At 68.5% G+C, this 19125-nt stretch carries 18 protein-coding genes; 5 read left to right on the top strand and 13 right to left on the bottom strand.

What is annotated here, in order from left to right:
• Positions 1-283: 283 nt before the first annotated feature.
• Together N865_RS08520 and N865_RS23280 are read right to left on the bottom strand one after the other, a co-directional pair.
• On the bottom strand, positions 284-1009 hold the full coding sequence (locus tag N865_RS08520) for a TIGR02452 family protein (protein WP_157557623.1): 726 nt from the start codon (positions 1007-1009) through the stop codon (positions 284-286).
• 9 nt (positions 1010-1018) lie between these two features.
• The gene (locus N865_RS23280; RefSeq protein WP_157557624.1) at positions 1019-1363 is read right to left on the bottom strand and encodes a hypothetical protein; all 345 of its coding nucleotides are present in this window, start codon (positions 1361-1363) and stop codon (positions 1019-1021) included.
• A 623-nt stretch (positions 1364-1986) separates the two neighbouring features.
• On the opposite strand from N865_RS23280, the gene N865_RS08530 reads away from it, so the two are divergent.
• Both N865_RS08530 and N865_RS08535 read left to right on the top strand, forming a co-directional pair.
• Positions 1987-2538: a hypothetical protein gene (locus tag N865_RS08530; protein ID WP_034804170.1), complete on the top strand. Its 552-nt coding sequence runs from the start codon at positions 1987-1989 to the stop codon at positions 2536-2538.
• A gap of 261 nt (positions 2539-2799) precedes the next feature.
• The gene (locus N865_RS08535) at positions 2800-3096 is read left to right on the top strand and encodes a hypothetical protein (protein WP_034804173.1); all 297 of its coding nucleotides are present in this window, start codon (positions 2800-2802) and stop codon (positions 3094-3096) included.
• Between the two features lie 25 nt (positions 3097-3121).
• Here N865_RS08535 and mhpA (N865_RS08540) read toward each other — a convergent pair whose 3' ends face one another.
• From mhpA (N865_RS08540) to N865_RS08560, 5 genes are read right to left on the bottom strand one after another with little or no spacing between them, the layout of a single operon-like run.
• Positions 3122-4657: a bifunctional 3-(3-hydroxy-phenyl)propionate/3-hydroxycinnamic acid hydroxylase MhpA gene (gene mhpA, locus N865_RS08540; RefSeq protein ID WP_034804176.1), complete on the bottom strand. Its 1536-nt coding sequence runs from the start codon at positions 4655-4657 to the stop codon at positions 3122-3124.
• Positions 4654-5007 (bottom strand): DoxX family protein, encoded by a 354-nt coding sequence (locus N865_RS08545; protein ID WP_034804179.1) that lies wholly within the window; start codon positions 5005-5007, stop codon positions 4654-4656. The genes mhpA (N865_RS08540) and N865_RS08545 overlap by 4 nt, the downstream gene beginning before the upstream one ends.
• Positions 5004-6887 (bottom strand): acyl-CoA synthetase, encoded by a 1884-nt coding sequence (locus tag N865_RS08550; RefSeq protein ID WP_034804182.1) that lies wholly within the window; start codon positions 6885-6887, stop codon positions 5004-5006. Before N865_RS08550 ends, N865_RS08545 begins: the two co-directional genes overlap by 4 nt.
• Positions 6887-7825, bottom strand: coding sequence for a fumarylacetoacetate hydrolase family protein (locus N865_RS08555; protein ID WP_034804184.1), 939 nt, complete (start codon positions 7823-7825; stop codon positions 6887-6889). Before N865_RS08555 ends, N865_RS08550 begins: the two co-directional genes overlap by 1 nt.
• Entirely contained in the window at positions 7822-8955 is a 1134-nt protein-coding gene (locus N865_RS08560) for a VOC family protein (protein WP_034804187.1), read from the bottom strand. Before N865_RS08560 ends, N865_RS08555 begins: the two co-directional genes overlap by 4 nt.
• Positions 8956-9099: 144 nt before the next feature.
• Here N865_RS08560 and N865_RS08565 point away from each other — a divergent pair, with 144 nt between their 5' ends.
• The 3 genes from N865_RS08565 to phaZ all read left to right on the top strand — a co-directional run bounded on the left by N865_RS08565 (position 9100) and on the right by phaZ (position 12559).
• Positions 9100-9765 (top strand): TetR/AcrR family transcriptional regulator, encoded by a 666-nt coding sequence (locus tag N865_RS08565; protein ID WP_034804190.1) that lies wholly within the window; start codon positions 9100-9102, stop codon positions 9763-9765.
• Between the two features lie 278 nt (positions 9766-10043).
• Positions 10044-11732 (top strand): PHA/PHB synthase family protein, encoded by a 1689-nt coding sequence (locus N865_RS08570; RefSeq protein ID WP_034804193.1) that lies wholly within the window; start codon positions 10044-10046, stop codon positions 11730-11732.
• Complete coding sequence (gene phaZ / locus N865_RS08575) at positions 11729-12559, top strand: poly(3-hydroxyalkanoate) depolymerase (RefSeq protein ID WP_034804197.1); 831 nt, start codon at positions 11729-11731, stop codon at positions 12557-12559. The genes N865_RS08570 and phaZ overlap by 4 nt, the downstream gene beginning before the upstream one ends.
• Before the next feature lie 7 nt (positions 12560-12566).
• Here phaZ and dmpG read toward each other — a convergent pair whose 3' ends face one another.
• The 6 genes from dmpG to N865_RS08605 are packed head-to-tail and all read right to left on the bottom strand — an operon-like array spanning position 12567 to position 18984.
• Complete coding sequence (gene dmpG, locus N865_RS08580; protein WP_034804199.1) at positions 12567-13574, bottom strand: 4-hydroxy-2-oxovalerate aldolase; 1008 nt, start codon at positions 13572-13574, stop codon at positions 12567-12569.
• Positions 13571-14557: an acetaldehyde dehydrogenase (acetylating) gene (locus N865_RS08585; protein WP_034804201.1), complete on the bottom strand. Its 987-nt coding sequence runs from the start codon at positions 14555-14557 to the stop codon at positions 13571-13573. The genes dmpG and N865_RS08585 overlap by 4 nt, the downstream gene beginning before the upstream one ends.
• Positions 14554-15369, bottom strand: coding sequence for a 2-keto-4-pentenoate hydratase (locus tag N865_RS08590; RefSeq protein WP_034804203.1), 816 nt, complete (start codon positions 15367-15369; stop codon positions 14554-14556). The genes N865_RS08585 and N865_RS08590 overlap by 4 nt, the downstream gene beginning before the upstream one ends.
• Positions 15366-17087, bottom strand: a complete 1722-nt coding sequence (gene mhpA, locus N865_RS08595; protein WP_034804205.1) for a bifunctional 3-(3-hydroxy-phenyl)propionate/3-hydroxycinnamic acid hydroxylase MhpA — start codon at positions 17085-17087, stop codon at positions 15366-15368. Before mhpA (N865_RS08595) ends, N865_RS08590 begins: the two co-directional genes overlap by 4 nt.
• Entirely contained in the window at positions 17084-18112 is a 1029-nt protein-coding gene (locus N865_RS08600) for a VOC family protein (RefSeq protein ID WP_034804208.1), read from the bottom strand. Before N865_RS08600 ends, mhpA (N865_RS08595) begins: the two co-directional genes overlap by 4 nt.
• Positions 18109-18984 (bottom strand): alpha/beta fold hydrolase, encoded by an 876-nt coding sequence (locus N865_RS08605; RefSeq protein ID WP_034804211.1) that lies wholly within the window; start codon positions 18982-18984, stop codon positions 18109-18111. The genes N865_RS08600 and N865_RS08605 overlap by 4 nt, the downstream gene beginning before the upstream one ends.
• Positions 18985-19125: the final 141 nt, after the last annotated feature.

Below are 19125 nucleotides of genomic sequence, written 5' to 3' on the forward strand. Positions count from 1 at the left end.
AACTATGTCCCGGGACAGGCGTCAACTATTTCGTGGAATCAGACACTGCCGGGGCACCACACGTTTTCGCAGTTCAGACGCTATTTTCCGGCTGGCTGTGGACGATGCGCAGGCTCCTCGTCGCGGCCGTGGTCCGCAGATAGTCCGCAGAGCCTCAAGAGCGAACCTCCTGTAGGCGCTCAGCAACGAGGTCCAAGTCGCCGTCGGGTCAAGTCCGGATCGGTGGTGTACGACGGTGATCGGTCCGGGCAGCGAGTTCGCCACGAAGACTGTTCAGTGGCGTTTAGGCGTCGAAGGCCCGAGCGAAGGGGGCAAGGAATCGGCGGTCGCGGGACCAGCCCACGACGGCGAACACGACGTGCTGCAACGAGCCCGCCCGGTCGTCGAGGTGTCGCCTGAAGCTGTTGGCGGTCCGGTCAGGGTCGTTGCCGAAAGCACCGCAGCCCCACGCGCCGAGCACGAGCTCCGTGTAACCGTGGGCGTTGGCGACATCGAGCACGCGAGCGATCCGGGCGTCGAGCAGGTCTCCCGCTCGGGGCTGCCCAACGATGGGTGCGTAAGGTGCTGCGGCCGTGAGGAACGCCGCGGGCCAAGGCATCTCGATCGGGGTGCCGTCGTCGTCTCGGAACACTGGCGCGTCCGGGGAGAGTATGGCCCAGTCCGTCGAGTCGGGCTCGGGCCTCGTGGCGTGGCGCTGGTACATCGCGTCGCCTTCGAGGGTGGCCACCGGCGCAGTTGACCGGCACAGGTACTCCTCCTGTTCTCGTGCCCCGGCGAGGTACCCGCCGCCGGGATGCAGTCCATTGGCCATGTTGAGCACGAGGGGACGCAGACTCTGCTGAGTGAGTCGACGTGCCGCACCCAGGGACGCCTCGTTGGTGACCTCCACGACGCTGCCGGGCGAAGTCACGACCTGAAATACTGGCAGCTCGACCTCTGGTGGAATCGACACCTTGGCGCGGCGAGCATGATCGATCGCCTCACTCCAGCGGACCTGGCCGCCCGTGATGCCGGGGTATCAGCCCTGCCGGATGAACTCGCGTGCCTCGTTGCCCAGCCGCCGGGCCGTGTCGCGGTCGATGTCCAGCTCGCTGCGGCGGGCCTGGGCCATCTCGGGGGAGTCGATGACTCGGACGGAGAGACCGCGTGAGGCAGCTGTCGTCGCGGGTCGAAGCCTGCCTTCGAGGGGTGGCCGGTCATCGGGTCGGGCACCGGGGTGGGTCGAGATGCGCTCGAGCACCGCGTTCCATTCGTCCAGCTTCGCCCCGCCCTCGCCGAGGTCGTATCCGCCGCCGTGCCGGTCAGCTCGCGTGATGTAGAACGCCCAACCTCGAAGGAGATCGAGCCCGCACCACTCGGGCACTCGTTCGCTGGCCTGGTACTCACGCCAAGCCGGGTCCAGCAGCCGGGCCAGGGCGGCTGGGCTTGCTCGCCTCCGGCCAGTCGCTCGTACCCGTTGTAGGTGTGTGCCCACTCGATCTGCCGGTAGATCAGGGGCTCGGACTCGCCTGCCATCAACTCTCCTTCTTGGTAAACCCATCAGGCCCACTATTGCCGCAACTGAGCCACCGGGGCTGCCGGGGCTCGGTGCCAGCGCAGGGATCTCACGCAGTCGCACGCCTGATTCACCTGAATCGACCGCGGCCTCGTACTCCTTGGTCACGACCTGCAGCAGCTCGCGGTGACCTCGTCGGTGGTGTGGTCACAGTCCCGGTAGCCGCTCTCTGCACGCGGGCCGTGTCGGGGATCACGGGACTTAAGACTCTGGCGCGGCCCGGCACCTCCGACGCACGCTGAAACACCATATGGCCGGGGAGGCATGGACTGGCCGGCCTTGTCACGTACCACGAAGGCGTTGAGGCTCCACGAGTACGTCAGTCGGGCCGCCGCGAGCCCCGAGGGTCCAGAGCGGCCATCGAGCCAGATTGAAGCGAAGGGGCAAGCCCCGACCGCCGAGGCTGCTCCTGGAAGGACTGGAGAGAGACCATGAAAGGGACCAGCTCGCTCTCACGTCGCCTTCTGCACACCCTCGTCGTCGTTGCCGTAGCGCTCACGATGACGATTGGGACTGCGGGCGCCGCAGGAGCCCAGATCATCGACCAGCAGAACGACACGTTCGTCGTGGATGAATACGGATTCGCCCCGTCTTGCGTTCAGAATGTGGCGCCGTTCCTGCACCTCACCGGCGTCATGCACTACATGGTGAACTACGTTCAGGACGCCCAGGGCACTTTCCATTTCACCTCCACCGTGAATCTGCAGGGAGTAAAGGCAGTTCCTGCTGTGCTTGTCGGCACAGAGTTTGTCGACCTGACCACTGGACCCACCTGGGTCTCAACCAGCGCATTCAGCGCCACAAGCTCGAACACGTGGCCCCTGGGCAGCCCGGTCACGTTGACGCAGATCAGCCGCGGTGTGCTGGTCAGCCAAGGCGCGGAGCCGAATTTGCTCACGACTTTCACTATCCACACGACCATCAACGCGAACGGCGTGACCACGGTGGATCTCTTCACGGGAGATGCTGTCTGCCGCGGGTAAGAGGGCGCTGCTCTGGTCGCTGGGGTCCTCGGTCATGCCGGTGAACCCAGCGTCGAAGTGGTCGCGGGCATCGGCTGCAAGCCAGCGCGCGAGTGCCCCGCACCAGCTCCGCGCGCCTCCCAACTCTGCAAGCCAGACCCCTCCCGTAGGCCTCCGGCGCAGCTGCACGCGAAGAGCGGTAGGTTGCCGACTGGTGGCCGTTGCGCGGCACATTGATCCCAGTCGTAGTCGGCCCGCTCCTTCTCGTCCTGTTCCTCTGGGGTGGGCTTCGTCGCGCTGCTGTGGCGCGAGCGCCAGTGGGTCACCGCGGCCGCCCAGCGCGGCGGCGCCATAGCCGCCGGCCGGCACACCAGGCTGCCGACGCCGCCCAGCGCCGAGGGGTCGTGGCCGCAGACCGCGCGCCAGGCTGCCGTCTCCACCGTCCGGGCGAAGTACACCGCCGCCCGCGAGCAGGCAACCGGTGCCGTTCGTGAAGCCGACCGGCGCTGGAAGGCACGACGCAATGAACTGTCCCAGACAGTCGCACGCTGGTCCCGCCTCGGCCGCTCCCGGTCGTGAGTTGCGTCGCGGGCGGCGGCGATATTCAGGCGGCCGTGAACCTGGGTGCCGCTTCGCAGAGGGCCGCCACGTCGCGGCCGGCCCGCAGCACCGTGAAGTCGGGTCGGATGAGTGCTGCCGCACTCTTGCCGTCGGCAAGCCACCTGTGCAGCGGCGAACCAGGTCCCACCTCGAGCACCTCGGTCCCGCGGCCCGTCAGCAGCGCCCGTTGCCCGGGCGAGATGGGTATGCCGCTCACCAGCACGAACCCGCCACGGGTCACGTCGTCGTACCGGAGGTCGTCGGCGATGACCGCGTTCGGACACAACCGTCCAGTGAGGGCCTTTCGGGGTCCACGTCGATCCACCAGTGCGGACCGGCCCAGCGGCGGGGTCTCGCTGTCGACGAGTCGGCGACGCAAGCCGGGGACCCGGTGCATTCGCGGGGCAATAGCCCTGCGAAGGAGGTCACCGGCCCTGCCGCCCCGCGTCATTGAGGCACCGACGAGCTTGGCGAGCTGGATGAGGGCCCGGGCGTGCGGTTTGCGCTCCGCCTCATATGTGTCGAGCACCGACTCGGGCAGGTCCCCGGACAGGACGCCGGCCATCTTCCAGCTGAGGTTCATGGAGTCCCGGAGTCCCGCGCACAGCCCTTGACCGATGAAGGGCGGGGTCAGGTGGGCTGCGTCGCCGAGAAGGAACACATTGCGATCTCGCCAGCGGTCCGCCAACTGGGCCCGGAAGGTGTACTCCGCGACGCGCACCAGCTCGAGCTGATCGCACGGGATGCCCTCGACCCACGGCCCGACGAGGGGCAGGAGGGCTTCGATGGACTGGAAGTCAGTGGCGGTCTCCCCGTCAAGCAGCCGGAACTCCCAGCGGTAGCGCGTGTCCCCGATGCGCATGTAGGTCGCCGCGCGTCCGGGGTCGCAGAGCTGGTGCACGCCTTCCCACTGGTCGAGCTCGACCGCGCTGGCCACGTCGATGACCAGCCAGCGCTGCTCGAACTTGAGGTCCTCCATCGTCGAGCCGATCGCCGTTCGCACGACGCTGTTGGCTCCGTCGCAACCCAGCACGAAGGTAGCCAGCACGGACTCGGGCTCCCCGGTGAGCCGGTCGGTGAAGTCCACCCTGACCCGATCCTGGCCGTCCTGGGCGACGTCGGTGACCTCGACGTTCCCGCGCAGGCGGACTGTGGTCTGGGCCTCGAGGTTGGTGCGCATCAGCTGCTCGAGCTCGGGCTGGTCGAACATGTTCGCCCTGGGATGCCCGTGCCGGCCATGGTCGCCGGACCGGTCGAACACGGCGAACGCCCGGTGGTTCCGGTCGACCAGCTGCAGCCCCCGGGTGGGCCGCGACACCGCAGCGAACTGCTCGGCGATGCCGAGCCGGACGAGGACCCGGTACACCTCATCGTCGAGGTGAACGGCCCGCGGTTGGGGGTAGACGCCGTCCCAGCGGTCCAGGACGAGGCATTCGACGCCGTACTGCCCGAGGAGGGTGGCTGCGGTGACGCCGACGGGTCCACCGCCCACGATGACGACGGGAATCGTCTCCGCGCCGGTCGGCTGAGCCCGTTTCATCGCAGGTCACCGACCACGAGCAGGATGTAGCTGAGGGTCAGCACGCCCAGGACGACGGCCGGGGCCATCTCGCGTATGCCGTCGCCGTTGCGCACGTGGGCCACGACTGCCCCTGCGAGGAGCATCAGGAGTCCCGCGCCGGCCACGGCGCCGATCACCGGAACGAACGAGCCTGCGAGCAGGCCGACAACGCCGAGGACCTCGAGGAGGCCGATCCGTCGGTATGCCGCGACGCTGAAGCCGACGTGTTCGGCCTTTGCGCGCATGGCGGGCACGGCGGCGAGCTTCGCCGTGCCGACGACGGCGAAGACCACGACGAGGAGGGCGGCAAGGATCGAGGTGGGGTTCATGAGAGTTCCAATCTCCAGGTGATCGCGAAGCGGTCGAGTGCTTGCCTGACCGGCGCCTGGTCGGCGCCACGGGCCAGAGTGACGACGGCGACGACCGCACCGTCCTCGATGGTTCCTCGGACGCCGGTGACCGAGGCGATGTGGCCGAGCGCGTCGGCGACGGCCGCTCGGGTGGCCTCGGCGCGCAGGGCGGGTTTGAAGTGTTTGCCCACGAGGGTGACTGGGAGTGCGTCCAGTACGGTGACGGACTTGGGCGCCGCCGCCTGTTCAGGAACGTGGTCGGCGGTCCAGGCACGCAGTTCCTCGGGTGACGGGCTGGCGCCCGGGGCGAGGGTGACGAACGCGACGGGCACTTCGCCGGCGTGCAGGTCCGGGCGGCCCACCGCCTGCGCGGCGGTGACTGCCGGGTGTGTCAACAGCACGCTCTCGATGACTGCCGGGTCGATGTTGTGACCGCCGCGGATGATGAGGTCCTTGGCTCGACCGGCGAGGTGGATGAAGCCGTCCGGGTCGACCAGGGCCAGGTCTCCGGTGTCCAGCCAGCCGTCGCGCAGCTTGCCCAGCCCGTCCAGCATGGGCCCGTCGGCACTTCGGCCGGTGACGTAGCCGGGGAACACAGTTGGCCCGTTGACGGCGAGCACGCCGACCTGACCGGGCGGCAGGTCGACCCACTCTCCGGAATCGGTGGCGTGGACTGCCTTCACCTGCTGGTACGGCAGTCGCTGGCCGACGGACCCGGGACGCGGGCGGTGGGGAAAGCTCAGTGCGCTGACACAGGTGGCCTCGGTGAGGCCGTAGCCCTCGACCAGTCGGATGCCGGTGGCGGATTCGAAGCCGTCCCGGACCGCCTGCGGCAGGGGGGAGGCGCCCACCACGGCGAAGCGCAGGCTGCTGATGTCGGCGTCCACGGGACAGCCGGCGAGGACGGAGTAGACGGTGGGCACGGCGCTCATCGTGGTGACCCCGTAGCGCTCGACGAGCTTCCAGAAGTGTGCGTAGAGCCCCTGGTCCCGGTAGCCGTGGGGGCCCGCCCAGACGACGTGCAGTCCCCTGAACAGGGGGCCCAGAACGGTGACGAGGAGTGCGTTGACGTGGAAGAGCGGCAGGGCTGCGAACACCACCGCCTCGTCGTGCAGCAGGTTGCTGGCGGCGATCATCCAGGCGTCGGAGACCTCGTTGGCGTGGGTGTGCGCGGCGAGCTTCGGCGTGCCCGTCGTGCCACCGGTGTGGAAGAGCGCGGCGAGGTCGGTGGCGTTGGGCGCTTCACCCACGAAGGCGTCGTGCGGCTGCTTCGCCGCCATTTCGGATAGCTGGCCGACCCGGACTCCGTCGATCGGCCGCAGTCCTGCCTGCGACGAACCCGTGCCCGTAGGGCCCAGGGCCAGGAGGGCCTCGATCCCGGCATCGACGGCGATCTCTCGTGCACTTTCCCAGACCTGCGGCGCGAGGTCGGGGCCGGCGGCCACGAGGACCCGGGCGCCCGACCGGCCGAGCAGCTCGGTGATGTGCTCGCCGGAGAGGCCGACGTTCACCGGGGCCGCGATCCCTGCAAGCTCTGCAGCCAACGTTGCAGTGACGAGCTCGTCGCAGTTGGGGGCAACCAGGGCGACACTGTCGGTGCGGCGGACCCCCAGCGTGTAGAGCTCGTTGGCGTAGCGATGCACATCCATCAGCAGCTCGGCGAAGGAGCGCTCCGTCGGGCGCTCCCACCCTTCGCCGTCGGGGAGCACGGACAGGGCCACGCGGTCCGGCCACAGGCGCGCGGCGCGGACGAGGAGCTCGTACGTCGTGCCCGGAAGGCAGCGGTCGCTCAGCGGCACGGCCTCGATCGCGGCGAGGTCGCCCGGGCCGTCGTACGTCGGCCAGACCAGGTCGCCCATCAGGTGGTCCTCACTATCGTGCGCTGCCGACCGAGGTCGATCGCTCCGTCGTCAGTGCCGATGGATGCCTCGACGATGTCGCCATGCTTGAGGTACTTGGGGTTCTGCGCCTGCCGCTTGAAGAACATCTTCCACTTCAGTGCGGGCGGCAGGAACGCAGCCATGATCTCGACCGGCCTGGGGGGCGCGCTCAGGGCGGTCCCCTTCGGGGTCCCGGTCAGGAGCAGGTCACCCGGGTCGAGCTGCTGGAACCGGCTCAACGCCTTCAGCGCCTCGAGCGGGGAGTAGATCATGTCGCTGTCGACCCGTGAGTCCTGGCGCAGCTTGCCGTTCACCCAGAGGCGCAGGCGCAGGTCGCCCAAGCGCTTGAGCTCGTCGTCGTCGAGCAGGACCAGGGCCGGACCGACCGGCGTGAACGTCGGGTACGACTTGGACTCGTAGAACTGGGTCTTCGGAAGCTGCAGGTCCCGGGCCGAGATGTCGTTGGTCACCACCAGACCGGCCACGAACGACGTCCAGTTGTCTGCAGTCACCTGCGTCCCCACCGGCAGCTCCCGGCCGATGACCAGGCCGATCTCGACCTCGTAGTCCAGGAAGTGCACGTGGCTGGGCCGGCTGATGTCGTCGAACGGGCCGCTGATCGAGCCCGACGTCTTGCGGAAGAACGTCAGCGGGATGGTGTCCGGGTCGAGACCCGAGTCCTTCACGTGGCTGGCGAAGTTCGTCATCTGCGCGACCACCCGGCAGCGCGTCGTCACCGGGGACACCAGGTCGAGGGTGACCGGGTCCACGGTGTTCGTGCTGGCCCGGGCGGCCTCGATTGCCTCGCGGTCGGCGAGCAGCCCGGCGGAGGTGGCGGCGTCGGTGTCGATCCGTGCGGCGCCACCAGGAGTGCGGACCCACCAGGCGTCGGACGTACGAAGGATCGTGGTGCTCATGAGTTCGTCACTTTCAGCAGGCCGCGAAGGCGGGTCAGGTCGAACTCGTTGTCGTCATGCAGCGAACGAGCCATCGACACCAGCTCGTGCAACGCGTCTCGTCCCGGGGCGAGGCCCAGGAAGTCCTTGGTGGCAGGCGGCCCCCACTGGGCGAGCCCGGACGCCGTCATCGGCGACCAGCCAGGCTCCAGGGTGCAGTCGAACAGGTCACCGTCCGCGAAGTGCTCGACCAGGAGCCCGTCCGGATCACGCCAGTAGTCGAAGATCTGGCTGCCCTCGATGTGTCGACCGATCCCCCAGGAGCGGTAGAAGCCCAGCTCGCGCAGGTGCTCCCCGCCCGCGGCCAGCGCGTCGAGGTCACCTACCTGATAGGCGGAGTGGACGTATCGGTTGCTGGGCCCGAGCATCATGGCCAGCGTGTGGTGGTCGGTGGGCGTCGATCCGCGGTCACAGCGGATGAAGCTCATCGTGGGGCCCCGATCACGCTGCCCCTCGAAGTACTTGAAGTCGCTGACAATGAGACCGAGATGCTCCAGGTACCAGTTCAGGGTCTCGACGTACCTCGGCGTCTGCAGGACGACGTGGCCCAGTCGCTGGATCTTCGCGGGCTCATGCGGCGGCCGCTGCGTGGCGTTGGCGCGTCGCACGTCGTGCCCGAAGTTGAGCACCTGGGTCGGCTGGGAGGGCAGGGTCGCCAACTCGTGCGTGTCGGCCACCACTCGGACCATGACCCCACTCGGGTCGCTCAGGTCCACGGTGAGCCCGCCCAGGCTCTCGGGCAGCATCTCGACGTTGGTGCCGGTGGCACCGGCCAGCCGCACCAGGTCGGTGGTCTCCGCGGCCCGGAAGGCCGCTCCCACATACCGCGAGCGTGGTCCGCGACGCACGATCACACAGGGGGCGCCGGCGTCGGTCCCGCGAAGCTGGAGCTCGTCCGCGGTACGGCTCACGGTCGTGAACCCAAACGCCTGCGCGAAGCGCTCCGATGCGACCAGGTCGGGCTTGGCGAACTCGAGCCAGGCCAGGTCGAGCACCTTGATGACGGGGTTCCTTGCACGTCCCGGGTGCTCGGCGGGCAGCGCACCCTGCTCGCTGTGCAGGTCGTTGTGAGTCCCGCGGTGACTGCTCATTGTCGCTCCTCAGTTAGTCGCTGACGTAATCGTCACTCATGACCTATTACTCAGTCAAGGCATTTCTGAGGGAATCGTCATCCCTGAACGGAGCGCGCTAGGGTGGAGACACACCACCTGTGACGAAGATGCAGAGGAGCGCCCGTGAGCAACGCACCAGCGCAGCAGCAGACCAACCGACTGGATCGTCGCAAGGCCCGGACGCGTGCGGCGCTCATTCGCGCGGCGCAGACCCTCATCGCCGAGGGCAGGACGAATGTGCCGATCCTGGAGATCACCCAGGCCGCTGACGTCGGGATGGGCTCCTTCTACAACCACTTCGAGACCAAGGAGCAGCTGTTCGAGGCCGCCGTCGAGGCCGTGATGGACGCGTACGGCCAGCTGCTCGACACGCTGACGGCCGACATCGAGGACCCCGCGGAGGTGTTCGCCTGCAGCTTCCGGCTGACCGGGCGGTTGCACCGCAGGGAGCCCGAACTCAGCCGGGTCCTCCTCAACAACGCGCTCCGGCTGCTCACCACTGACAACGGCCTGGCACCGCGCGTCCGCCGGGACATCGCGGCCGCCGTGGATGCCGGCCGTTTTGACGTCGAGGACCTCGACGTGGCCGTCACGATGACCGCCGGAGCCCTGCTCGCCCTCGGACAGCTGCTGCACGACCAGCCGGACCGTGACGTCGAGGAGACCACCGATCGGGTGACCGAGGACCTGCTGCGAATGTTCGGCGTGCCCCGGCGCCGGGCCCAACGGATCTGCTCACTCCCCCTCCCGGATCTCGACCCGGCACCAGACAGCGACTCGGCGGCCTGACGGATCACACCCCCCTGCTCGGCGCCTTCCGAGAGCGCGCGCGCTTACCCCGGCCTGCCGGCCTGCGGAACGCGCGGGGTATGCGGCGGACGAGAGCGGGTGGACGGGTCTGGACGCGCGTGGCGACTGGCTCACATTCAGATGTGCGATCGCTCTCACATTCGCGGTGCGGCTTTGAGCAGTACTGACGCGATCGTCACTATCGAGGTATCTTTCAGTTCCTGTTGGGGTTGCGCCACACCCACGGTCGCCAGCCGAGACCCTGAGGAGACCCTTCGATGAGCACCGCCACCGCCAGCCTCGCAGAGAGCGCCACTCCCCTCGACGTCCTTCTCGTCGACGCCGCACTCGGCCCGCTGCACCGCTTCCTCCCCGACATGTCCACGGTGAAGTGGGCGCTCGCTCTCGCATGCAATCCGACGCCCACAGCTCGACGACTGGGCGAGCTGGGCGCCGAGGCGGGACGAATCCTGACCGGCACCTCGACGTTCGCGCCACGCCGCGGGGACCGGCGGTTCATCGATGTCGCCTGGACCGAGAACCCGTTGCTGAAGCGGCTCGTCCAGCTCTACTTGGCGGGCAGCCACACCGCCGAGCTGCTCGTCGCCGAGGCGGACCTCGACGCTCGCGACCGCACGCGCGTGCGCTTCTTCCTCGAGAACGTAGCCCAGGCGGTCGCCCCCAGCAATATCCCGCTGATCAACCCTGTCTCGACCAAGGCCGTCGTCGACACCGCGGGCCTGAGCATGATCCGCGGGGGCAAGCAGCTCGTGAGGGACCTGGCTTCGGCCCCCCGCGTGCCGGAGATGGTCGACGCCACCGGCTTCGTCGTGGGCGACAGCATCGCCGCCACGCCCGGTGCGGTCGTCCTCCGCACCGAGGTGCTGGAGCTGATCCAGTACACGCCCCAAACCGATGAGGTCTTCGAGGTGCCGGCGCTGGTCGTCCCGCCTACGATCAACAAGTTCTACGCACTCGACCTCGCCCCTGGGCGGAGCCTCGTCGAGTTCGGCCTCAGGCAGGGCCGGCAGATGTTCGTCATCTCCTGGCGCAACCCGGACACGCGGCATACCACCTGGAACCTCGACACCTACGTTCACGCGGTCCTCGACGCCCTCGAAGCCGTTGAGGAGATCACGGGCAGCGCGCGGACAGTGCTCGGCGGTGTCTGCTCCGGCGGCATCCTCGCGAGCATCGCGGCGGCCTACCTGACCAGTGTCCACCGGGAGGAGCGGCTGGCCGGGCTGTGCCTGGCAGTGACAGCGGTTGACAACCACGACACCGAGACGGTGTCCGCCCTCGTCGACGAGCGGTTGGCGAGCCGAGCCAAGGCGGCGTCGGCGCGCCAGGGGTACCTCGACGGGCGGAGGTTGGCGGAGGTGTTCGCGTGGCTCCGGCCGGGGGATCTGGTGTGGAACTACTGGGTGAACAACTACCTACTGGGAAAGCGGCCCCCGGCATTCGACATCCTGTTCTGGAACTCAGACACCACCCGGATGACCGCCGCACTGCACGCCGACTTCATCGACCTGGCGATGGAGAGCTCCTTGACCCGGCCCGGGGCCCTCAACGTCCTCGGAGTTCCCATCGACCTCGCCAGGATCACGGTGGACTCCTACGTGGTCGCGGGCATCGCCGACCACATCACCCCTTGGCAGAACTGCTACCGAAGCGCTCAGCTCCTCGGCGGGAGGACCCGCTTCGTGCTCTCAACAAGTGGTCACATCGCTGCCCTGGTCAACCCGCCAGGCAACCCCAAGTCGTCCTACCACACCAACGACGACATGACATGCGACGCCGAGGGCTGGCTGACGGGCTCTGATCTCCACCAGGGCACGTGGTGGGCCGACCTCGGGCTGTGGCTGGACGAGCGCTGTGGCCCGCGCCGTCAGGCACCCAGACAGCTCGGGTCGAGTCATCTGACCGTGCTCGTGGATGCCCCCGGCACGTACGTCTTCGACAAGTGACCCAGTTGCGACGGGTCCGGCTGTTTGGCCACGACGTCCGGGTTTCCGTCCGTCCGGGCACTGGCTCCGGCCCACCGCTGGTGCTCTGCAACGGCATCGGCGCCAACCTCGAGCTGCTCCAACCGTTCGTCGCGGAGGTCGATCCCCGGATCGAGGTGGTGCTGTTCGACGTGCCGGGCGTGGGTGGTTCCCCGATGCCAAGGGTGCCGTACAACTTCGCGCTGCTCGCGTGGTTCGTCGGCGCCCTGCTCGACCGACTCGGCTACGACCGGTTCGACACCCTCGGCATTTCCTGGGGCGGCGGCCTGGCCCAGCAGCTGGCATTCCAGTTCCCGCGTCGCTGCCGACGACTGGTGCTGGTCAGCACCGGAACCGGAATGCTGATGGTGCCGGCCCGCTTCAGCGTGCTCAGCAAGATGCTCACACCGCGCCGCTACCGCGACCCGTCATACGCGAAGGCCATCGCGGCCGAGCTGTACGGCGGCCGGATGCGCCGGCAGCCCGGCGAGGTGAGGCACGTGGCGAACGAGCAGGAACGCCTCGGGTCCGGGACCGGCTATCTCCTTCAGCTCCTCGCCGGCTTCGGCTGGTCGAGCCTGCCGGCCCTCCCACTGATCCGCCAGCCCACCTTGATCCTCGCCGGGAACGACGACCCATTGATCCCGCTGGTCAATGCGCGGATCATGCGTGCGCTGCTGCCCAACGCCTCGCTCCACGTCTTCAACGACGGCCATCTCGGGCTGATGACCTCCGCCGACGAGCTCGGCCGGCTCGTCTCGGGGTTTCTGACCTCGCCCGGAGACCAGGGCGCCTCCTCGAGTAGCTGATGACGCGCTATCCCGCTCTGCCGAGGTCGAGCGCGATGTCCACGATCATGTCCTCCTGGCCACCGACCAGGCCCCGGCGACCGACCTCCTGGAGGATCGAGCGGACGTCCACGCCGTACGTCGCCGAGGCTCGCTCGGCGTGCCGCAGGAAGCTGGAATAGACTCCTGCGTAGCCCAGGGTGAGCGTCTCACGGTCCACCTGGACCGGTCGGCTGATCAAGGGCCGGACCAGGTCGTCGGCCGCGTCCTGGAGCGCGAAGAGGTCTGCCCCGTGCCTCCAGCCCTGGAGTGTGGCCACGGCGACGAAGGGCTCGATCGGGCAGTTTCCCGCTCCGGCGCCGAGTCCGGCCAGGGACGCGTCCACCCGGGTGACGCCCTCCTCGACGGCGACGACGCTGTTGGCGACGGCCAGGGACAGGTTCTGGTGGGCGTGGACGCCGAGCTCGGTGCCTGGGTCCAGGACGTCGCGGAAGGCACGGACCCGGGCGCGGATGCCGTCCATGGTCAGGCGCCCGCCAGAGTCGGTGACGTAGACGCAGTGCGCGCCGTAGGACTCCATCAGCCTGGCCTGCCCGGCGAGGGTCTCGGGGTCGGTCAGGTGGCTCATCATGAGGAACCCTGAGACGTCCATGCCCAGCTCGCGGGCGGTGACGATGTGCTGAGCGGAGATGTCTGCCTCGGTGCAGTGGGTGGCAATGCGCACCGAACGCACGCCCAGGCGGTGCGCGTGCCTCAGGTCGTGGAGGGTGCCGATGCCGGGGAGCAGGAGCGTGGTGAGCCGGGCCTTGGTCAGGTTCGCCGCAGCCACCTCGAGCCACTGCCAGTCAGTGTGACTGCCGGGTCCGTAGTTCAGGCTGCCGCCTGCCAGTCCGTCACCGTGTGCGACCTCGATGGCGTCGACCCCCGCGTCGTCGAGTGCTCGCACAATGCGAGCGACGCTCTCGGGCGTGACCCGGTGCCGCAGCGCGTGCATGCCGTCGCGCAGCGTGACGTCCTGGAGGAAGACCCGGGTCATGCCGACACCTCGGCGGCGTGGTTCGGACCATCGACGTGCCCTGCGTCCTGCGCGGCGATCTGGCCGGCGATCTGCTCAGCGACGCGCAATGCTGCGGACGTCATGATGTCGAGGTTGCCGGCGTAGGCGGGCAGGTAGTGGGCCGCGCCCTCGACCTCGAGGAAGACTGTGACCTGGTGGCTGACTGGGTCGTCGCCCGCGAGCGTGTCCACGGGGTCCTCCGGGCGCACCTCGCTGAACTGGACCTCCTGCTTGAGGCGGTAGCCCGGCACATACGCCGCGACGTCCGCCACCATCCGCACGACCGACTCTCGGATCGCGGGCTGCTGCAGACCGCCCGGGTCGTGGATCAAGGCATGCACGGTGTCACGCATCAGAAGAGGCGGCTCGGCGGGGTTGAGGATGATGATGGCCTTGCCTCTGCGGGCGCCCCCGACCTCGGTGATGGCCTGCGCGGTGGTCTCGGTGAACTCGTCGATGTTCGCGCGGGTGCCAGGTCCCGCGGACTTCGAGGCGATGGACGCGACGATCTCGGCGTAGGGAACGTCCACGACTAGCGCCAGCGCGGCGACCACGGGGATCGTTGCCTGGCCACCGCAGGTCACCATATTGACGTCGACGGCGTCCAGGTGCGCGTCGATGTTGACCGCAGGCACCACGAACGGCCCGATGGCCGCTGGGGTGAGGTCGACCAGTCGCTTGCCGTAGGGCGCGAGCTCGGCGGCGTTTTCGCGGTGAGCCGCCGCAGAGGTGGCGTCGAAGACGATGTCGATATCGTCGAAGTCCGGCATCGCGATCAGGCCGTGCACCCCCGCGTGCGTCGTCGGCACCGCGAGACGGCGGGCTCGGGCCAGGCCGTCGGAGTCGGGGTCTATACCGACCATCGCCGCCATCTCGAGGGTGTCGGACAGGCGCAGGACCTTGATCATCAGGTCGGTGCCGATGTTTCCGGAGCCGATCACGGCGACCTTGGTGCGTCTCATGCTTGCTCTCCTGGGAACTCTGCGGTGACGGTGCCGAGAGGCCGGCCGTCGTTGCTGCACAGTTCGGCCCGGACCTGAGTCCCGGGCCGGATCGGCACCATGGGTCCGAGCGCCCCCGACAGCACCAGCTGACCGGCCGTGAGCGGATCGCCGAGGTCGCGGGCAGTCGCGGCGAGCCAGGTGAGGGCCCGCAGCGGGTCGCCGAGACACGCGGCGCCGGTGCCCATGGAGGTGGCCAGGCCATCGACGTACAGGGTCACCTTCGTGTCGAGCGGCTCGAAGTCCGCGAACGTCAGGCGCTGGGCGCCGAGCACGAAGAGCCCACTGGACGCGTTGTCCGCGACGGTGTCGCAGAAGGTGATGTCCCAGCCGGCGATGCGGCTGTCGACGATCTCCAGCGCGACCATGGCATGGTCGACAGCCGCTCGGACCGTGGCGGGGCTCACGTCGCCGTCGAGGTCGGCACCGAGGACGAAGGCGATCTCTGCCTCGACCTTGGGTTGCAGGAGTCGGTCAAACGGCACGGGCATGCACTCGGCCACCTGCATGTCCTCGAACAGCACGCCGAAGTCGGGCCGGTCCACGCCGAGCTGCGCCTGGACGACGGCAGATGTGAGACCGACCTTGTGGCCGACGGCCTTGGCGCCCGCCGCCACCCGGGCCTGGGTCAGCTGCAGCTGGACCGCGTATGCCGCCGCCACGTCGGTGGCGCCGATGAGGTCGCGCACGGGGGCGCACGGAATGCGGTCGACGGAGGCGGCTCGGAGCCGGTCGGCGGCCTCCGAGACCTGCTCCAAGGTGCCCGACGTCATCGGATGGCTCCTGCCTTGGCTCGGCTGGGCGCGGTGGCCGCCGCTGGCTTGAGGCCGAGCTGGGCCACCAGGGCCCGGGTGAGCTCGTCGGTCTGTCCATCGGAGACGCCGAAGACGAACTTGTCGGGGCGCAGCACCAGCACCGAGCCCTGCTTGGCGCCGGCCCGTCGCTGCCAACCTGTGAACGCGCCGGTGATGTCCTCGATATCGACCACGCCCTCGGCGCGCAGGTCGTCCCCTGCTCTGCCCTGCGGCCGCTCGCCGGCAGCGTGCAGGGTTGCGAACGTCGCGTCGACGCGCTGCCACGTCTCGGCGTCCTTGCCGAGCACTTGACGGGGGTCCACGCCGATGCCGACGACGGCCCAGCCCATGCCCAGCGCGTCGTCGAGGCGGACCGGCCGGCCGTCGTAGGTCCGCACCTGCGCCTGCGGCGCAAGCGTTCCTTCGACGCCTCGGAAACCGCGAGGAAGTCCGAGGTAGGCGCCCTTTGGGTACTTCGGCTTGGGCTTCATGCCCATGCTGCGGACATAGCCGCCCAGCCCCGGCGTGCGCAGTACCGCCCACATCGCGGCATCCCTGGCCTTCGCCTTGGCCGGGTGCTTCACCGAGACCAGGCTCTTGTTGAGGACCGAGAAGTCGATCATCGCCTTGGCGTGGGGCTCCCGCTCGCTCTGGTAGCTATCCAGGATCGCGGAGTCGGCGCCGTGCCTGAGGATCGCCTGGAGCTTCCAGGACAGGTTGTCCGCGTCCCGGATCCCCGCGTTCATGCCCTGTCCGACGAACTGCGGGGTCATGTGCGCCGCGTCCCCGGCCAGCAGCACCCGACGGTCCCGCCAGCGGTCGGCCACCAGTGCGTTGAAGGTGTAGACCAGGCTTCGGAGTACCACCACGTCGTCGGGATCGACGTGCCGAGACAGCAGCTGGCGGACGGTCGCCTCCGCCTCGAAGTGCTCCTTCTTGTCCCCGTCCGTGAGCGCGAACTCGAACCGGTGACGTCCGCCCGGCTGCGGGCAGCTGACCGTGGGCCTTACGGGATCGCAGATGAAGTCGAAGTACGGCCTGTGCCCGAAGGCGTCAACCCCTTCCTTGGCGGCCAGGTCGACGACGAGCCAGCGCTCCGGGAAGCTCTTGCCGGTCAGCCCGCTGCCCAGTTGGGCCCGGACGAGGCTGCGGCCGCCGTCGGCACCCACGAGGTACCGTGCCCGCACGGTCTGCGTCGTCGCCTTGTCGACAACGCCGATGGTGTCGCCGTACGACGCGCCGGTGGAGGCTGCGTGAGCGACGCAGACACCGTCGGCGTCCTGGGTGAAGTCGACCAGCTCGCGGGCGCGAAGGACCTCGACGTGGCGGTAGCGGCCCAGCAGCGCCTCCAGCTTGTTCTCCAGAGTCGGCTGGTAGAGGAAGTTCACCACCGGCCAGCCCAGCGGCTGCTTCGTGGGCAGGAACTGGATCATGACGTCGCCGTCCGAGCGCACCCACTGGACCGCGCAGTCGAGGTCCATATCGGCATGCACCTCGTCTGCCACGCCCGCGGTCTGGAAGACCCGCATGGCCTCGTCGTCGGTATAGACGGCGCGCGCGTTGCCATAGAAGGCCGGCTCACGCTCGAGAACGAGGACGCTCAGGCCGCGGCGCCCGAGGAGGTGGGCGAGGGTGAGTCCGGTTGGCCCGAGCCCCACCACTGCGACGTCGTAGGTCTTGTCGGTGTTGTGGCTCATCGGGGGGCTCCCGTGAGCTCGGGCACGCAGACCTCGGCATGGCGGGCGTTGCGCATGATGGTGGCGAACTGATGCAGCTTGCTGAGCACGTTCTCGCCCACAGGGGTGTGGCCCCAGATGCTGATGCCCTTGTACGTCGCGGGCTCCCAGGTGGCCTCCCGCTCCGGGCCGACAGTGACCGGATTCCATCCCATCTCCAACTCGAAGCCAGACGGCGTCACGCAGTAGAAGGACAGCGACCTGTCGTTGGTGTGCTGGCCCACCGACCACGCCATCGTGAAGCCCAGCTCGCGCACCCGCTGGTGCGCAGAGAGCATGTCGTCGAGCGTCGCTGCCTGGATGTTGACATGTTGCGCCTTGGTACGGACGGGGTCGATCTTGAGCTGCTGCACGTTGGCGATCGCGACCGAGTGGTGCCGCTCGTTGACGCGCAGGAAGCGGATCTTGAGGTTCATCCCACCGACGTTCTCGTCGATGTAGTCCGAGAGCCTGGAATCGAAGATGGTGTTGAAGTAGGCGTGCAGCCCCTGCGGGTCCCGCGTGGTGATGGCAACATGACCCATCCCGGCATCGCCGGTCACGAAGCCACTGGTGATCATGTGCAGGGGCCTCGCGCTTCTGACCGGCGCGGTGAAGATCTCCTGGGTGATGCCCTTGGGACCGGCGAAGCGCCAGAGGCGCTCCACGCCGCGCACGGCTGCCTCCTCCGTCGTGCCCTCCGCGATCGGGACACCGCGCTCGGTCACGCGCTTGACGACGCGGTCGAACGTCTGGTGGTCGTCGACCTGCCAGCCCATGGCCATCAGGTCCTCGGTGACGCCGCGCTGGATCAGGAACCGGCACTCACGGTCGTCCAGGCGGAACCGCATCACGTCCTGCGTCAGCTCGTCAACGTGAAGGCCGATCGCCTCCGCACCGAAGCGCCGCCAGTCGGTGAGATGCTGGGACTGCACCACGACGTAGCCGAGGTGGACCGAGCCGAATACCGAACCGTCGGTGTTGGGCAGCAGGAACGCCGTACTCATCGGGATGTCTCCTTTGCGCCGAGGAAGTCCAGGGCGAGCGAGTTGAACAGGTCGGGGCGCTCCCACTGGACCCAGTGGCCGGTCCGGGCAGCGAGGTAGAGGTCGCAGTTCGGCATCGTGCGGGCGAGCGACAGGCCGCCGGCCGGGCGGTTCACCTTGTCGTCCGCCCCCCAGATGACGAGGGTGGGGGTGCGCTGGTGGGCCAGCCGTCGGTCCCGCGTGAAGTCCATGCGTAGCAGGGTGCGCGGAGCGGCCGGGAAGGGGCGGCGCAGCGGCGGGTCGGCGACGACCTCGGGATGGATGCTGGCGTCGTAGCGGACGTCGATGAGCTCGTCGGGCACCGCCGCACCGTCATAAACCAGGTACTCGCGGATGAACGTGGCGAGCTTGTCGCGGCTCGGCCCCTTGCCCCCGTAATAGCGGAACAACGTCTTGAGGCCTTTGGTCGGAAGCGCACGGGTGGTGCCGACCCCGCCGGGCCCCATCAGGATCAGCCTGTCCACCTTGTCCGGCCGATCCAACGCCAGCCGCAGGGCAGCGGCGCCACCGTAGGAGTTGCCCACGAGATGGGCCTTCTCGACGCCGAGCTCGTCCAGCAGACCACGGACCGCGCAAGCGAGGTCACCGAACGGGTCACTGTGGTCGATGTCCTTCGACGACCGCCCATAGCCCGGCATGTCCGGCACGATGACGCGGAACTGGTCGGCGAGCGCGTCGATGTTGCGCGAGTAGTTCGACACTCCGGTCGCTCCGGGCCCGCCGCCATGGAGCAGGACCACAGGGTTCCCGTTCCCTGCCTCGGTGACGAAGAGCTTGCGGTGACCGACGTCGACCACCGACTCGGTGCGTGGGACGCGCTCCAGAACTTCCATGTGCTGTACCTCCGACTCGCTGTATCTGATGAGATCATCAGTGACGATGAAACCATCTGTCAATGGCTCTTGACGGAATCATCAGAAACTAGCGGGCCCCTCTCCAATGGCTTCTTCTGACGAACCAGTCAGATACGATGC

It is taken from the genome of Intrasporangium oryzae NRRL B-24470 (assembly GCF_000576595.1).
Classification (GTDB): Bacteria; Actinomycetota; Actinomycetes; order Actinomycetales; family Dermatophilaceae; genus Intrasporangium_C; species Intrasporangium_C oryzae.

Coding starts and splice junctions, on each gene's coding strand:
- N865_RS08530 (WP_034804170.1), top strand. CDS start 1,987: ATGAAAGGGACCAGCTCGCTCTCACGTCGCCTTCTGCACACCCTCGTC.
- mhpA (WP_034804176.1), bottom strand. CDS start 4,657: ATGAAACGGGCTCAGCCGACCGGCGCGGAGACGATTCCCGTCGTCATC.
- N865_RS08545 (WP_034804179.1), bottom strand. CDS start 5,007: ATGAACCCCACCTCGATCCTTGCCGCCCTCCTCGTCGTGGTCTTCGCC.
- N865_RS08550 (WP_034804182.1), bottom strand. CDS start 6,887: ATGGGCGACCTGGTCTGGCCGACGTACGACGGCCCGGGCGACCTCGCC.
- N865_RS08555 (WP_034804184.1), bottom strand. CDS start 7,825: ATGAGCACCACGATCCTTCGTACGTCCGACGCCTGGTGGGTCCGCACT.
- N865_RS08560 (WP_034804187.1), bottom strand. CDS start 8,955: ATGAGCAGTCACCGCGGGACTCACAACGACCTGCACAGCGAGCAGGGT.
- N865_RS08570 (WP_034804193.1), top strand. CDS start 10,044: ATGAGCACCGCCACCGCCAGCCTCGCAGAGAGCGCCACTCCCCTCGAC.
- dmpG (WP_034804199.1), bottom strand. CDS start 13,574: ATGACCCGGGTCTTCCTCCAGGACGTCACGCTGCGCGACGGCATGCAC.
- N865_RS08585 (WP_034804201.1), bottom strand. CDS start 14,557: ATGAGACGCACCAAGGTCGCCGTGATCGGCTCCGGAAACATCGGCACC.
- N865_RS08590 (WP_034804203.1), bottom strand. CDS start 15,369: ATGACGTCGGGCACCTTGGAGCAGGTCTCGGAGGCCGCCGACCGGCTC.
- mhpA (WP_034804205.1), bottom strand. CDS start 17,087: ATGAGCCACAACACCGACAAGACCTACGACGTCGCAGTGGTGGGGCTC.
- N865_RS08600 (WP_034804208.1), bottom strand. CDS start 18,112: ATGAGTACGGCGTTCCTGCTGCCCAACACCGACGGTTCGGTATTCGGC.
- N865_RS08605 (WP_034804211.1), bottom strand. CDS start 18,984: ATGGAAGTTCTGGAGCGCGTCCCACGCACCGAGTCGGTGGTCGACGTC.